The following is a 14,111-nucleotide window of genomic DNA, read 5'->3' on the forward strand; positions in this document are numbered from 1 at the left end:
GGAAACCTACTTCCGCAGCTTCGGGTCGAGGGCCTCACGCATCGCCTCGCCGAGCAGCGTGAAGCCCAGCGCGGTGATGATGATGGCGACCGCCGGATAGATGGCCAGAGCGGGCCGGATGCCCAGCCACTGCTGCGCGTCGGCGAGCATCACGCCCCACTCGGGGATGGCCGAGTCGGGGTTGCCGAGGCCGAGGTAGGACAGCGCGGCGGCTTCGATGATCGCGGTGGCCAGGGTCAGCGTGGCCTGGACGATCACCGGGGCGAGGGAGTTCGGCAGCACGTGGGTCAGGGCGATCTTCGACTTCCGCACCCCGAGCGAGGTGGCCGCCAGCACGTAGTCGCTGTTGGACTGCCCGATCATGGAACCGCGCAGCAGTCGGGCGAAGACCGGCACCGAGACCATGCCAACCGCGATCATGACGGTGGTCAGGCTCGGCCCGAGCAACGCGGCGATACTCACCGCGAGCAGCAGGCTGGGCAGCGCCAGCAGCATGTCGATGAACCGCATCAGGGTGGCGTCCACCCAACGACCCCAGCGACCGCCGAGTCCGGCGGCGGCACCGGCGACGCCGCCGATCAGCGCGCCGACGGCCAGCCCGATCAGGGTGGCCACCACGCCGACCAGCAGGGTCTGCCGGGCGCCGACGACCATCCGGCTGAAGACGTCCCGGCCCTGGTGGTCGTAGCCAAGCCAGTGCTCCGCGGAGTGACCCGGGATCATGCCCTGGCCGACCCGGACCACACCCTCGCGGATGCCCATGGTGTCCTTCGGGCTGTACGGCACGAAGAACGGTCCGATGATCGCGACCAGCACGAAGATGGTCAGGATGACCGCGCCGACGATGGCCGCCGGGTTGCGCCGCAGTCGGCGGAACGCGTCCTGCCAGAGGCTGACCCCCCGCTCCTCGTCGCGGGCGGCCAGTTCGGCGAGCCGGTCGATCTTCTCGCGCTTCTTCCCGCTGATGATCGTCATCGGACCCTCACCCTCGGGTCGATCAGGCTGTAGGAGAGGTCCACGATCAGGTTCACCAACACGTAGACCACCGCGATGATCATGATGAAGCCCATCAGGACCGGGTAGTCGCGCTGGCTGATGGCGTCGGCCAGGAAGGCGCCGATCCCGCTGAACGCGAAGACGGTCTCGGTGAGCACCGCACCGGAGAGCAGGCCACCGGTGAGCAGACCGATCGAGGTCGCCACCGGGAGCATCGCGTTGCGCAGCACGTGCCGGCGGCGGACCACGTTCTCGGTGAGGCCCTTGGCCTCGGCGGTACGCACGAAGTCCTCGTTGAGCACCTCCAGCACGCTGGCCCGGGTGATCCGGACGATGATCGCGAGCGGGATGCTGGCCAGCGCCATGCCCGGCAGGATCAGGTGCCAGAGCGCGTCTGCGGCGGCGTCCCACTCCCGGGTCATCAGCCCGTCCAGCACGAAGAAGTTGGTGATCCGGGTGGCGCCGAGCGTCGGGTCCTGCCGGCCGCTGGAGGGGAACAGGCCCAGGTTCTCCGAGAAGATCGCCTTGAGGATGTACGCCAGGAAGAAGACCGGGATGCAGATGCCGATCAGCGAGCCGCCGACCGACAGGTGATCCAGCCACCGGCCGCGCCGCCGGGCGGCGAGGTAGCCCAGCGGGATGCCGATGCCGATCGCGATCACCAGCGCGGTGACGGTCAGCTCGACGGTGCCGGGGAAGCGCTGGAGGAACTCGGTGGTGACCTCACGCTTGGTCGAGATCGACGTGCCCAGGTCGAGGCGGGCCATCCGCCGGACGAACCGGCCGTACTGGACCAGGATCGGCTCGTCCAGGCCGAGATTGCGGCGGATCGCGGCGCGCATCTCGGGTGTGCCCCGCTCGCCGAGGATGGCGGTCTCGGGGCCGCCGGGCAATCGGCGGAGCCAGATGAACAGCAGGATGGAGAGCCCGAACAGCGTGGGTATCAACTGCAGCAGGCGTCTGACGATGAACCGGAACACGGCGGCCTCGAAGGGTGCTGAGGATCGTGGGCGGGCGCTGTGGTACAGCGCCCGCCCACGGTCTGTGCGTCAGATCAGGACTTGAACTCGGCGGTGGAGAACCGCTCGTCGGTGAGCGGGCTCGCCTGGACCCCGGTCACGTCCTTGCCGAACACGATGGCCGGCGGCGAGTGCGAGATCGGCACACCGGGCAGGAAGCTCATGATGTCGGCGTTCAGCTCCTTGTAGAGCGCCACCTTGGCCGCCTGGTCCGCGGTGGAGTCCGCCTGCTTGAACTTCTCGAACAGGGCGGGGTTGTTGAAGCCCCACTCGTCCTTCTGCCGGTCGAAGAACGTACCGATGAAGTTGTAGCCGTCGCCGTAGTCGCCGGTCCACCCGAGGAAGTGCAGGTCGTGCTTGTTACCGGAGGTGGTGGCGTTCAGGTAGTCCGGGCTCCACTTCAGCGGGATCGCCTCGATCTTGATGCCGGCTGCCTGGAGATCCGCCGAGACCAGCTCGAACAGGTCCTTCGGGTTCGGCATGTAGGGCCGGGTGACCTCGGTCGGGTAGTGGAACCGCAGGGTCAGGTCCGCCGCGCCGGCCTCGGCCAGCAGCGACTTCGCCTTCTCGACGTCGTACTCGTACTTGGTGACGTCGCCGTTCCAGCCCTCGACGGTGTCGGGGAAGAAGTTCACCGCGACCTGGGCGCCCGGGGGCAGCTTCGAGTCGACCAGGGCCTGCCGGTTGACCGCGTGGGCGAGCGCCTGCCGGACCTTCAGGTCGGCCAGCTTCGGGTTCCCCTTCTGGTTGATGGCCAGGTAGAGGATGTTGAAGGCCGGGCGGGTCAGGACGTTGAAGCCCTCGTTCTTCAGCGGCTCGACGTCAGCCGGGCCGACCAGGTCGTAGCCCTGGATGCCGCCGGAGCGCAGCTCCTGCTTGCGGGCGTTCTCGTCCGAGATGGTCTTGAAGATGAGGCTCTTCAGCTTGGCCTTGTCGCCCCAGTAGTCCTCGTTGCGCTCCAGGGTCAGCGTCTTGTTCGGGACGTCCCAGGACTTGAACTTGAACGGACCGGTACCGGTCGGGTGCTCGGTCGCGTACACCGGGTACTTGATGTCGTCCGCGCTACCCGAGACGTTGCTGGCGTCGTGCTCCTCCAGCGCCTTCGGGCTGTGGATGGAGAAGGACGGCAGCATCAGGGCGGCCGGGATCTTGCTGGAGACCCGGCTGAAGGCCAGGCTGACCGTGGTGGGGTCGGTGGCCGTGCAGGACTTGAAGAGGCTCTCGCCGAGCGTCTCGTCCTCGTTGGCGGCGAAGCCACCCATGATGTCCTGCCAGTACGCGGTCACGTCCGGGCTCTGCATGAGGCCCTTGGCGTTGTACCAGCGGTCGAAGTTGACGCAGACGGCGTCGGCGTTGAAGTCGGTGCCGTCGTGGAACTTCACGCCGGAACGCAGCTTGAACGTCCACGTCGTGCCCGCGGCGTCCGGCTCCCAGGACTCGGCGAGGCCGGGGCTGACCTTGGTGCCACCCTCCTCGGGGCGGACCAGCGTCTCGAACACCTGACGGGCCACGCGCAGCGACTCACCATCGCTGGCGAAGCTGGGGTCGAGCACCTTCGGGTCTCCGGCAACGCCGAAGACGAGGGTGTCATTGCTACTACCGCCGGAACCTTCGCGGTCGCTCTCGGCACAGCCTGCTACCGCGAGGGCCGCGGCCGCCACGGCCGCGATAGCGACCTTCGGCCTGGATGCACGCATGGTGCTTCACCTCGTCCTAGGGGGTACGGACAACGTGGTGACAGGGTCACCGATGGCGGTGACCTTAGCTCCCGTTCGGACCGCCCGGAAACGGCGCGGGAAGCTCTTGGTACCGGATCGTGTCCTTAGTGCCTGGCCCCCGTAACGCGGGTCATCTGGCTCTGGGACAAACCGCCCCAATCGCCCGCATAATCGATACCATTCTGTTACATCGATTGAACGGTCGATCACGCCACTGTCATACCCACCGGCGGTCGCGGCCGCCTCGGTTTGACGGTGACGTCCACGGTGGCGTTCACGCCGCCGCTACACCGCACGGCGGCCCTCGAATGCTCGGCCCAGGGTGATCTCGTCGGCGTACTCCAGGTCACCGCCGACCGGCAGCCCGCTGGCCAGCCGGGTCACGGCGATGCCCATCGGCTTCACCATCAGCGCGAGGTAGGTCGCCGTCGCCTCGCCCTCGGTGTTCGGGTCGGTGGCCAGGATCAGCTCGCGGATCGCACCCCCGCCGAGGCGGGCCAGCAGCTCCCGGATGCGCAGGTTGTCCGGGCCGATGCCCTCCAACGGGTTGATCGCCCCGCCGAGCACGTGGTAGCGCCCACGGAACTCACCCGTCCGCTCGATCGCGACCACGTCCTTCGGCTCCTCGACCACGCAGATCACCTCGTCGGTGCGGCGCGGGTCGCGGCAGATCCGGCACTGGTCGGACTCGGCGACGTTGTAGCAACTGGTGCAGAAGCGCACCAGTTCCTTGACCTTCCGCAGTGCCCCGGCCAGCCGTTCGACGTCGGCCGGGTCGGCGGAGAGCACGTGGAAGGCGATCCGCTGGGCGCTCTTCGGGCCCACGCCCGGCAGCCGTCCCAACTCGTCGATCAGATCCTGGATGGCGCCCTCGTACATCTGCGGGCTCAGAACCCGGGCAGGCCGAGGCCGCCCATCCCGCCCGCGACCGGGCCCATCTTCTGCTCGGTCAGCTCACGGGCCGCCTCGGCAGCGTTGTGCAGCGCGGCGACGACCAGGTCCTCCAGGGTCTCCACGTCGTCCGGGTCGACCGCCTTCGGGTCGATCTTGATGCCCTTGACCTCGCCGGCACCCGAGACCGTCGCGGTGACCAGACCGCCGCCGGCGGTGCCGGTCACCTCGGCCTCGGCCAACTCGGCCTGCGCCGTGGCGATCTGCTGCTGCATCTTCTGCGCCTGCTTCAGCATCTGCTGCATGTTCGGCTGTCCACCAGGCCGCACGATGACTCCCTCGACTCGCCTCGCCCATCTACCGCGCCCACCCTAACGCCCCCCACCGACTCCCCTCTGCTGCGCAGGGTTGATCATGAAGTTGTTGTCGCGACACGCCGGGCGGGGCGACAACAACTTCATGATCGACGCTGGGTGTGTGGGGTGGGGAGGAGGGGGAGGGGGTGGGTGGGTTAGTCGGGGATTTTTTCGGCGCTGCCGAAGGCTTCGCGGAGGAGGCGTACCGCCTGTTCCTCGCTGGACTCGCGGGCGGTCTTCTCGTCGATGATCTCGTCGAGCGGCTCGTCACCCGGGTCGAACCCCTCGTAGGTCGGGGTGGCGGCCGGCTCGCCGCCGCGACGTCCCGCGCCGCCGCGCACCGGGCCGTCAAAGTCCGGGTCGTACGGCGGCTCACCGGCGAACTCGACGTCCGCGGTCTGCCGGCTCGCCTGGGCGGTACGCGCACCCCGCCCGGCCGCCGCCGCCCGCGCCGCCGCGATCGCGCTGCTCACCGGCGCGCCACCGGTGCCGCCAGTGCCACCGGCGCTGCCGTTGCCGTTGGTCGCCCGGGCCTGCCGGGGCGGGACGGATGCCCTGGCCCCGCCCTGGGCGGCCGGTGAGCCACCCGGAACACCACCGCGACCCGCCGGGACACCGGACGCACCGGGCCCACCCGCCGGGGCACCGGACGCACCGGGTCGACCCGCCAGGCCGGCGGAAGCAGCAGGCCCATCCGCCGGGGCAGCCGGCCCACCCGCCGGGGCAGCGGGCCCACCCGCGAGGCCGGCGGAAGCAGCGGGGCCACCCGCCGGGGCACCGGACGCACCGGGCCCACCCGCCAGGCCGGCGGACCCACCTCCCGGGGCTGCGGAAGCAGCGGGTCCACCCATCGGGCCGGCGTTCCCGCCTGCCGGCGTGTTTCGCGCACCGGCCCGACCGGTCGCCGACGCGTCCGGAACCGGGGAGGCACCGGAGGACTCGCCGCCGGGGCGCGCCGCCTCCGGCCAGCCGTCATCCGGGTCGCCGGTCGCGGTGGCGGAAGAGGCCGGAGCGACGCCGCCGGGACGGGCCGGCTCGGGCCAGTCGTCCTCGGCGCCCTCTGCCGTGGCGGCGGAGGCGCCACCCGATCGATCGGCACCGGAACGACCCCGGGAGGCCCCGCCGGTGGACTGCACCGGGTCAGCGGCGGCCGGAGCGGGCGTGGCGCGGGGATGCCCGGGGGACATCCCGCCCCGCTCGCCCGCCACCTCGCACCGGATCTGCCAGCGCCCGCCCAACTCCTCGTAGAGCGCGTCGGTGAGCACCTGGGCGTGGTCGGACACCATCCGGGCCAGCACGGCCGACTTCACGGTCAGCACGAGGGTGTCACCGTCGAGGTCGCGTACGACCGCGTCCCGCATCAGCGCGGCGATCCGCTTGTTGGTCCGGTTGACCTTGCCGACCACCTCCGGCCAGACCCGGCGCACCGCGACCGCGTCCAACGCGCCCGGGGTCACCGCACCCGGGCGGGGCGGCTCCGGGGTCGCCGGATCAGGCATGACGGCGGCGGGCGGTACGGCCCGCCGGGACGTGGCCGCACCGCCGGGGGCGCCGTCCTCGCTCCCACCGGAGCGGCCCGAGAAGCCGCCACCCGGCCTGGCTGCGGCGGCCCCGTTCGCTCCGGCGCCCGTCTGGGCGGGACCGGTGGCACCGCCCTCCCCCGCGCCCGGACCGGCCGTCGACATCCCCCCGTCACGGCCAGCCGGTGCGGTCGCGCCAGCACGGCCGGCCACTGAGGTCACACCGTCACGGGTGGCCGGGGCGGTCACCCCGTCACGGGTCGTCGCCGACGTCACGCCGTCACGGGTGGCCGCTGAGGTCGCGGTGTCACGGGTCGTCGTCGACTTCGCGGTGTCACGGGTAGCCGCTGAGGTCGCGGCGTCGCGGGTGGCCGGGGCGGTCACGCCGTCACGGGTCGTCGCCGACGTCGCGGCGTCGCGGGTGGGCGGTGCGGTCGTGGTGTTGGCGGCAGCCGGCGCGGCAGCGCCTGTCCCGGCCCGGGTCGCGGCGGCAGCCGCGGGCGCGGCGGGAGGTTGGGTGCGTACCGCCGCGGGGGTCGGAACGGGCGCGGAGTCGGCGGCGGCCGGCGGCCCGTCGGTGCCGGCGAGGGTGAGCCGGCGCTCCATGCGTTCGAGGCGCTGGAGCAGGCCGCCGGTGGAGTCATCGACGCCGGGCAGCAGCATCCGGGCGCAGATCAGTTCGAGCAGCAGTCGGGGCGCGGTGGTGCCGCGCATCTCCACCAGGCCGTCGTGCACGATGTCGGCGCAGCGGGACAGGGTGCCCGGGCCGAGCTGCTGGGCATGAGCCGCCATCCGCTCGATCTGGTCGTCCGGCCCGTCGATGAGGCCCTTGGCGACGGCATCGGGCACCTGCTGGAGCACGATCAGATCGCGCAGGCGTTCCAGGAGGTCGGCGGCGAACCGGCGCGGGTCGTGCCCGGCCTCGGCCACGCGGTCAACGGTGGCGTACGCGGCGGCGCCGTCCCCGGCCGCGAGGGCGTCGCACATCTCGTCGATCAGTGCCGCGTCGGTGACGCCGAGCAGCGCGGCGGCCCGGGCGTAGGTGACGCCGTCGGGGCCGGCGCCGGCGATGAGCTGGTCGAGCACGGAGAGGCTGTCCCGGGCGCTACCGCCACCGGCGCGCACCACGAGCGGGAACACCGCCGGCTCGACCTGCACCCCCTCGGCCTCGCAGAGCTGCTCCAGATAGGGCCGGAGCACCTTCGGCGGGATCAGCCGGAACGGGTAGTGGTGGGTCCGCGACTTGATCGTGCCGAGGACCTTCTCCGGTTCGGTGGTGGCGAAGATGAACTTGACGTACTCCGGGGGCTCCTCGACCAGCTTGAGCAGGGCGTTGAAGCCGGCCGACGAGACCATGTGCGCCTCGTCGATGACGTAGATCTTGAAGCGGCTGTTGGCCGGTGCGAAGAACGCCTTCTCGCGCAGCTCGCGGGCGTCGTCCACGCCGCCGTGGCTGGCCGCGTCGATCTCGATGACGTCGATCGAGCCCGCGCCGTCTCCGGCCAGCGACCGGCACGAGTCGCAGGTGCCGCAGGGCTCCGGGGTGGGGCCGTGCTCGCAGTTGAGCGAGCGGGCCAGGATGCGGGCGCTGGAGGTCTTGCCACAGCCACGCGGGCCGGAGAAGAGGTACGCGTGGTTGAGTCGCCCGCTGCGCAGCGCCTGCGACAGCGGCTCGGTGACGTGCTCCTGCCCGATAACCTCGGCGAAGGTACGCGGCCGGTACTTGCGGTAGAGCGCCAGTGCCACGGCGTCCCGCCTCCTCTCGACCGCGCCATTGTCCGCCGCCTCGCCCCGCCTGACCACCCACCCCGCCGAGCCAGCGCTGGATGATCGACTCGGGTTGCGGCATGTCGGGCCATCCAGCCGCCCCGGATACCCCGAGATGCCGCAACTGGGGAGCTCTCCGGAGACAGAAAGGCCTCCCGTGCACCCGGCAGAGCTCGCTTATCCTTGCTGCCTTCCGGCCCTGGGGAGGTTCACGAGATACCGCCGCACGGGAGGTGCCCCCAGCCTACCCGAGCCGTGGTGGATCTTCAGGGGGTGGTGGGGTGAGCGGCCCGGCGCAGACCTGTATCCTGTTCGGCGGAGGATTCGCCTAGAGGCCTAGGGCGCACGCTTGGAAAGCGTGTTGGGTTCACACCCTCACGAGTTCGAATCTCGTATCCTCCGCCACCTCGGCAGCACACGACAGGGCCGGTCCGCACACGGGACCGGCCCTCGTCCGTCTCGACAGTCACGGTCGACATCAACGGTCACAGCGCGGTCGGTTCAGCGACGACGCCGCAGGCAGGCAGCATCAGACAAGCCGCAGGCACGCGGCATCAGACGAGCCGGAGCGCCAGGGCGACGGCCACCGCGAGGGCGACGACGGCCAGCAGGATCCGCACCACCCGCAGACCGCGCCACCACGGCAGCAACCACAGCACCAGCCAGAGCGCGACGAAGGACAGGATGTACCCGGCCGCGACGCCGAGAACGCGTTCCTCGCAGCCGTCGACGGCGCGGACCGGCTCGCATACCGACGGGTACGGCCCACCGTCGCTCGCCAGCAACCCCGCACAGCAGGCCACCACCGGCGCTGCCACCAGCGTGCAGAGCGGCGTCAGGACGTAACCCGCCAGATCACGACGTCGATCCCACCAACCGGAGCTCGGCGGCTCGGCGGCTCCAGCCTCTGACATGGCGACGACGATAGAGCGACGAACAGCAATGCGCTGCCCCGCCCGCAGAGGCGCCGCTCCTCCGAGATCTTGGTACGAAAGCGCCCCCAGAGGGGCATCTCCGTACCAAGATCCTCACGGCCCGAGCACCGGGCACCGGGTTAGCGGACAGGCCGGCGTCGCGGCGATACTGGCGCATGGGAGAACGTGCGCGGCGAGACGCTGTCGCACTGGCAGTCGGTCGAGCTGATCACGGTCGAGCTGATCAGGGAAGTGGCGGAGTCATGGCAGTGAACGACATCCGGGAACTGTCCGGCGCCCGGCGGCGCAAGAGCAGCCGCAGCAGCGGCAACGCCTGACCACCGTCGTACACATGTTCTATCCACAGGCTGTGGACGCCGGGTGAGCTACCAGCTCAGCGCGATCGTCGCGGACGCCGACCTGCTGCGCGAGGAGACCCGCGAGCTGGATCATGCCGTCCTCGCCGAGCTGCGGCAGGACTTCGCGCTGCTGCCCGTCACGCCGCAGCTCGTGCAGGAGTTGACCGGCACGCCGCCGGACTACGCGATCGACGAACCCGACCCGGAGCACCCGTTCACGCTGGTCCTCTCCCCCGCACTGACCGGGGTGCTGGCCCGCTGGGCGCAGCGCGGCCCCCTGGCGTACGTCGAGGCGGAGTTCGCCGGTGGGGCCGGGCACCAGGCGGCGGCGGTCTGGATGGGCGGGGCCCTCACCTGGGGGCCGCGCTTCGACGCGACGTTCGACGGGCCGCGACCCGACTGGCCGATCAACGCGGCCCTGGTCGAGCTGGGCGCGGAGCCGGGCCAGTGGATCGACCCCTTCGCCGAGCTGGGACTACACGTCGAGCGGAGCACCGATGGATGGCTCGCCCACGGGCGGCGCGGGCTGAGCGCCGACTACTGGGACGAGTTGGTCGAGGATCGGCAATAACCTCTGCGCCCCCGTCACGTTGGGGACTGGGGGATTCCATGAAATTGCGACAATTCGGCTTCATCGCCGCACTGCTTCTTGCTGCCTCGATCTCGGGCAGCGGACCTATGCCACCGGGCAGCATCGCCATGCCCGAACCCGTCGCGGCGGCCACCGTCGTCGACCTCGACGGCGTGGCCGACATCGACTTCGGCGACTCGGAGAGCGAGCTGACCCGGCGCGGCATTCTCCGCACCGACGTCGACGCCTGCGGCCCGACGCTGGCCGGGCACGACATGATCAGCCCGATCTTCATCGAGGACCGGCTGGTGCTGCTCTGGGCCGGCGACCCGGTCCGCACGCCGGAGGGCATCGCGGCCGGCACACCGACCGCCGAGGTCATGGCCAGCTATCCGACCGTACGCAAGCTGCGCGCTCCACAGGGGACGTACCGCTTCGACGGGCTGCTCGCCCGCGACGGCGATCGCGCGTACCTGTTCCTGCACGACGGCCGGACGGTCCGCAAGGTCATCGCCGGGTACGCCGACTGGGCGCAGCGCCTCTTCGTCGAGGGCCACGCCCCCTGCTGACCCAGCTCACGCCCCTGCTGACCCAGCTCAGTAGTAGAGGCCGCCGGTCTGCGGGGTGGCGAGGCGGCGGCCGTACCACTTGGGCCAGACGACGTCGGTGCGCATGCTCAGGCCACTCCACGAGGTGGACTGCGGGACCAGCCCACCGGAACCACCGTGGAACAGGGCGACCGACCCGGATCCGAGTCCGGCCTGGTCGCCGGCCACCTCTTCGCCGGGCGACGTCACGAGGGCGTCCAGCGGGCCGGTGCCGTTGAGGTTGAGGATCGCCACCGAGCCGCCGAACCGGTCACCCCGTTCCGCGCCACCCGGGACCACCGCGTGGTCCTGGTCGAAGCCCTGGGCGCCGGTGCCGGTCAGCCCGGAGGCGGCACCCTTCAACAGGGCGATCGTGCCGGCCCCGGCCTTCGTACCGATCGCCTCGCCGGGTGCGCCCACCAACACGTCGGCCCGACCGTCGCCGGTCACGTCACCGACCGCGAGCGTCGCACCGAACAGGTCACCGGCCTCCGGTGACCCCGGAACCCCGGCCGTACGCTGGCTGAAGAGCTTCGCGGCGCCGCTGGACAGGCCGCCGGTGCGGCCGGTGAGGACCGCGACCATGCCCTCGTTGCCCTTCGGGCTCTGCGCGTACGGCGCACCGGCGATCACCTCGCCCAGTCCGTCCCCGGTCACGTCGCCGACCGCGAGCACCATGCCCAGTTGCCAGACGTAGCTGTCGCTGCGCCCGGTCGCCTTGCGCAGCGCCGCGCCGGTGACCGAGGTGGCCCCGCTGAGCTTCACCCCGCTCGCCGAGCCCCACATCAGCGTGATCATGCCGCTGCCGGTCGACGACGTGCTCTCGTTCTCCTGCGGGGCGCCGATGATCAGGTCCGCGTACTTGTTGTTGTTGACCTTCCCGATCGCGAGGGTCCACCCGAAGTGGTCACCGCGCTCGGCGGAGCCGGGCACCGCGGCCTGGTTCTGGTGCAGCTGCTGGGCGCCGGTACCGGTCAGGCCGCCGGTGCCGCCGAACAGGATGGTGACCGCCCCGGCCTCCTTGACGGTCCCGATCGACTCGCCGTACGAGCCGATAGCCAGGTCGTCCCGACCGTCGCCGTTGATGTCGCCGGCCGCGAGCGCCGAGCCGAAGAGGTCCTCCTTCTCCGAGGCACCCGGTACGCCCGGCGTGTCCTGGTTGACGTGCTTCGCCGACTCGACCCGCAGGCCGGTGCTGCTGCCGGGGATCACCCACACCCCGCCGGCGTGCGCCTTCGCGCTCGGGTCGTACTCCTCCGCGTCGCTGATCGCCAGGTCGTCGTAGCCGTCGCCGTTGAAGTCCCCGGCGGCGAGAACCTCACCGAAGCACACACAGCCGCCGGCCGGCGAGATCGCCGACGCGTAGTAGTCGACGTGCGGTGCCGACGAGTAGCGCACCACGACCAGGCCGGCGGGTGACTGCGGGAAGCGGTGCTCGAAGGGATCGGCGGAGGCGGCGATGTCGTCGACGCCGTCACCGTCGAAGTCGGACCGGGTGGCACCGGTCCCCTTCACCGGGGTCACTGCCTTCGCCACCCGGTACTGCTGGAGGACGAACCCGTCCCGGGTGACGTTCCGGAACTCGTCCGCCGCCCGCGCGGGGGCGCTCACCGCCAGGCTGGCCGCAACCGCCAGCACGGACATGCCGGCAACTCTCCGTCGCACCAGAAACCGCCGCCTTCTCGTTTCGGTAGGAGCCTTGCGTCCCGGGTTCACCACCACGGGCCGCTGCTCTGCGGACCGGCGATCCGTTCGCCGTAGTTCGTGAGCTGGACGCGGTCGGTGTTCAGGGCGCGTCCACTCCACGAACCGGACTGCGCGACGAGGCCACCGGAGGCACCGTGGAACCGGGAGAGCGTCCCGGCGCCGTACCCCACCGGGTCGCCGGCGACCTCTTCACCGGGCGACGACACGATCGCGTCCAGCGGGCCGGTGCCGTTGAGGTTGAGCAGCGCCGCCGACGCGCCGAACTTGTCCCCCCGCTCGGCGCCACCCGGGACGACCGAGTGGTTCTGGTCGAAGCCCTGCGCACCGCTGCCGGTCAGCCCGGCCGACGAGCCCTTGAGCAGCACGATCATGCCCGCCTCGGCCTTCGTGCCGATCGCCTCGGTGTACGCGCCGACCAGCACGTCCGCCCGCCCGTCGCCGGTCACGTCACCCGCGGCCAGGGTCGCACCGAACCGGTCCTGGTTCTCCGGAGAGCCCGGCACACCGGCCGTACGCTGGGTGATGATCTTTACGGCGCTGCCGGACAGACCACCGGTGCGGCCCGTGAAGACCGCGACCAGGCCACCGTCGAGGTGCGGGGTCTGCGCGTTGGGCGCCCCGGCGATCACCTCGGCCAGCCCGTCCCCGTTCACGTCACCGATCGCCAGCGACATGCCCAGGTACCAGGCGATCGTGTCGCTGCGCCCGGTCGCCTTGTACACCCCCGCGCCGGTGACCGAGGTGGCGCCGCTGAGCTTCACCCCGCTCGCCGAACCCCACATCAGGGTGACCATCCCGGTGCCGTTGGCCCCGGCCTTCCCGTCGTTCTCGTGGGGAGCGCCGATGACCAGGTCGGCGTACTTGTTGTTGTTGACCTTCCCGATCGCGAGGGACATCCCGAAGTGGTCGCGCCGCTCCGCCGAGCCGGGCACCGCGGCCTGGTTCTGGTGCAGCTGCTGGGCACCGGTGCCGGTCAGGCCACCACTGCCGCCATAGAGGACGGTGACCGCGCCGGCTTCCTTGACGGTCCCGATCGACTCCTTGAACGCACCGATCGCGAGGTCGTCACGACCGTCGCCGTTGATGTCGCCGGCCGCGAGCGACGCGCCGAACCCGTCGTAGTTCTCCGAATCGCCGGGTACGCCCGGAGAACCCTGGTTGAAGTGCTTCGTCGAGTCGACCACCAGGCCGGTCGGGCTGCCCGGGATGACCCAGACCCCGCCACCGTACGCATTGTTGCGGGTGTCGATCTCGTCCGCGTCGCCGATCGCCAGGTCGTCGTAGCCGTCGCCGTTGAAGTCACCGGCGACCAGTGCGATGCCGAAACTGGAGCGGCCTTCCCCGATCAGCGAACCCATGAGGTAGTCGACCTGCGGCGCGGACGAGTAGCGCACGACGACCAGACCGGTCGGGTAGTAGGGCAACTGGCTGTGGTTGAGGGGGGTGGCCGAGGCGGCGATGTCGTCGACACCGTCACCGTCGAAGTCCGAGCGAGTAGGCCCCGTCCCCTTCAGCGGCGTGACCGACTTCGCCACCCGGTGGTACTGCATCACGAGGCCGTCCCGGGTGATGGTCCGGAACTCGTCCGCCGCCTGGGCTGGCGCACCGGGCGCCAGGCTCGCGAACACCGCCAACACCGCAGCCCCGGCAACTCTCCGCCGCATCAAAACCCCGCTCCCCCGTAGACGCTCCAACATTCTAGGGAG

The 14,111-nt window shown here is 71.0% G+C and carries 11 protein-coding genes, 1 tRNA gene and 1 other RNA gene; 3 read left to right on the forward strand and 10 right to left on the reverse strand.

Annotated elements, in window-relative coordinates; translation table 11 throughout:
* Positions 1-6: 6 nt before the first annotated feature.
* The 7 genes from O7615_RS11165 to ffs form a co-directional block, all read right to left on the reverse strand.
* On the reverse strand, positions 7-975 hold the full coding sequence (locus tag O7615_RS11165) for an ABC transporter permease (protein ID WP_278177373.1): 969 nt from the start codon (positions 973-975) through the stop codon (positions 7-9).
* Positions 972-1,976 (reverse strand): ABC transporter permease, encoded by a 1,005-nt coding sequence (locus O7615_RS11170; RefSeq protein WP_278177374.1) that lies wholly within the window; start codon positions 1,974-1,976, stop codon positions 972-974. The genes O7615_RS11165 and O7615_RS11170 overlap by 4 nt, the downstream gene beginning before the upstream one ends.
* A 74-nt stretch (positions 1,977-2,050) precedes the next feature.
* Entirely contained in the window at positions 2,051-3,712 is a 1,662-nt protein-coding gene (locus O7615_RS11175) for an ABC transporter substrate-binding protein (protein ID WP_278177375.1), read from the reverse strand.
* A 306-nt stretch (positions 3,713-4,018) separates the two neighbouring features.
* Positions 4,019-4,612, reverse strand: coding sequence for a recombination mediator RecR (gene recR, locus O7615_RS11180; protein ID WP_278177376.1), 594 nt, complete (start codon positions 4,610-4,612; stop codon positions 4,019-4,021).
* 8 nt (positions 4,613-4,620) lie between these two features.
* Positions 4,621-4,929, reverse strand: coding sequence for a YbaB/EbfC family nucleoid-associated protein (locus O7615_RS11185; protein WP_278182064.1), 309 nt, complete (start codon positions 4,927-4,929; stop codon positions 4,621-4,623).
* Positions 4,930-5,135: 206 nt separating this feature from the next.
* Positions 5,136-8,246 (reverse strand): DNA polymerase III subunit gamma and tau, encoded by a 3,111-nt coding sequence (locus O7615_RS11190; RefSeq protein WP_278177377.1) that lies wholly within the window; start codon positions 8,244-8,246, stop codon positions 5,136-5,138.
* 167 nt (positions 8,247-8,413) lie between these two features.
* Positions 8,414-8,503, reverse strand: an RNA gene (ffs, locus tag O7615_RS11195) — signal recognition particle sRNA small type.
* Between the two features lie 81 nt (positions 8,504-8,584).
* On the opposite strand from ffs, the gene O7615_RS11200 reads away from it, so the two are divergent.
* Positions 8,585-8,672 (forward strand) — tRNA-Ser (locus tag O7615_RS11200).
* Positions 8,673-8,821: 149 nt separating this feature from the next.
* Here O7615_RS11200 and O7615_RS11205 read toward each other — a convergent pair.
* Entirely contained in the window at positions 8,822-9,181 is a 360-nt protein-coding gene (locus tag O7615_RS11205; RefSeq protein ID WP_278177378.1) for a hypothetical protein, read from the reverse strand.
* 381 nt (positions 9,182-9,562) lie between these two features.
* Here O7615_RS11205 and O7615_RS11210 point away from each other — a divergent pair, with 381 nt between their 5' ends.
* On the forward strand, positions 9,563-10,111 hold the full coding sequence (locus tag O7615_RS11210) for a hypothetical protein (RefSeq protein ID WP_278177379.1): 549 nt from the start codon (positions 9,563-9,565) through the stop codon (positions 10,109-10,111).
* A 38-nt stretch (positions 10,112-10,149) separates the two neighbouring features.
* The gene (locus tag O7615_RS11215) at positions 10,150-10,680 is read left to right on the forward strand and encodes a hypothetical protein (RefSeq protein ID WP_278177380.1); all 531 of its coding nucleotides are present in this window, start codon (positions 10,150-10,152) and stop codon (positions 10,678-10,680) included.
* 27 nt (positions 10,681-10,707) lie between these two features.
* Here the strand turns inward: O7615_RS11215 and O7615_RS11220 are convergent, their stop codons facing one another.
* Positions 10,708-12,342: an FG-GAP and VCBS repeat-containing protein gene (locus O7615_RS11220; RefSeq protein WP_278177381.1), complete on the reverse strand. Its 1,635-nt coding sequence runs from the start codon at positions 12,340-12,342 to the stop codon at positions 10,708-10,710.
* Positions 12,343-12,410: 68 nt separating this feature from the next.
* The gene (locus O7615_RS11225) at positions 12,411-14,033 is read right to left on the reverse strand and encodes an FG-GAP-like repeat-containing protein (protein ID WP_278177382.1); all 1,623 of its coding nucleotides are present in this window, start codon (positions 14,031-14,033) and stop codon (positions 12,411-12,413) included.
* Positions 14,034-14,111: the final 78 nt, after the last annotated feature.

This window comes from Micromonospora sp. WMMD1082, assembly GCF_029626175.1.
Taxonomy (GTDB): Bacteria; Actinomycetota; Actinomycetes; order Mycobacteriales; family Micromonosporaceae; genus Micromonospora.

Excerpts from the sequence above, each read along its gene's own strand:
- O7615_RS11165 (WP_278177373.1), bottom strand. The coding sequence starts at position 975 with ATGACGATCATCAGCGGGAAGAAGCGCGAGAAGATCGACCGGCTCGCC.
- O7615_RS11175 (WP_278177375.1), bottom strand. The coding sequence starts at position 3,712 with ATGCGTGCATCCAGGCCGAAGGTCGCTATCGCGGCCGTGGCGGCCGCG.
- recR (WP_278177376.1), bottom strand. The coding sequence starts at position 4,612 with ATGTACGAGGGCGCCATCCAGGATCTGATCGACGAGTTGGGACGGCTG.
- O7615_RS11185 (WP_278182064.1), bottom strand. The coding sequence starts at position 4,929 with ATGCAGCAGATGCTGAAGCAGGCGCAGAAGATGCAGCAGCAGATCGCC.
- O7615_RS11205 (WP_278177378.1), bottom strand. The coding sequence starts at position 9,181 with ATGTCAGAGGCTGGAGCCGCCGAGCCGCCGAGCTCCGGTTGGTGGGAT.
- O7615_RS11215 (WP_278177380.1), top strand. The coding sequence starts at position 10,150 with ATGAAATTGCGACAATTCGGCTTCATCGCCGCACTGCTTCTTGCTGCC.
- O7615_RS11220 (WP_278177381.1), bottom strand. The coding sequence starts at position 12,342 with ATGTCCGTGCTGGCGGTTGCGGCCAGCCTGGCGGTGAGCGCCCCCGCG.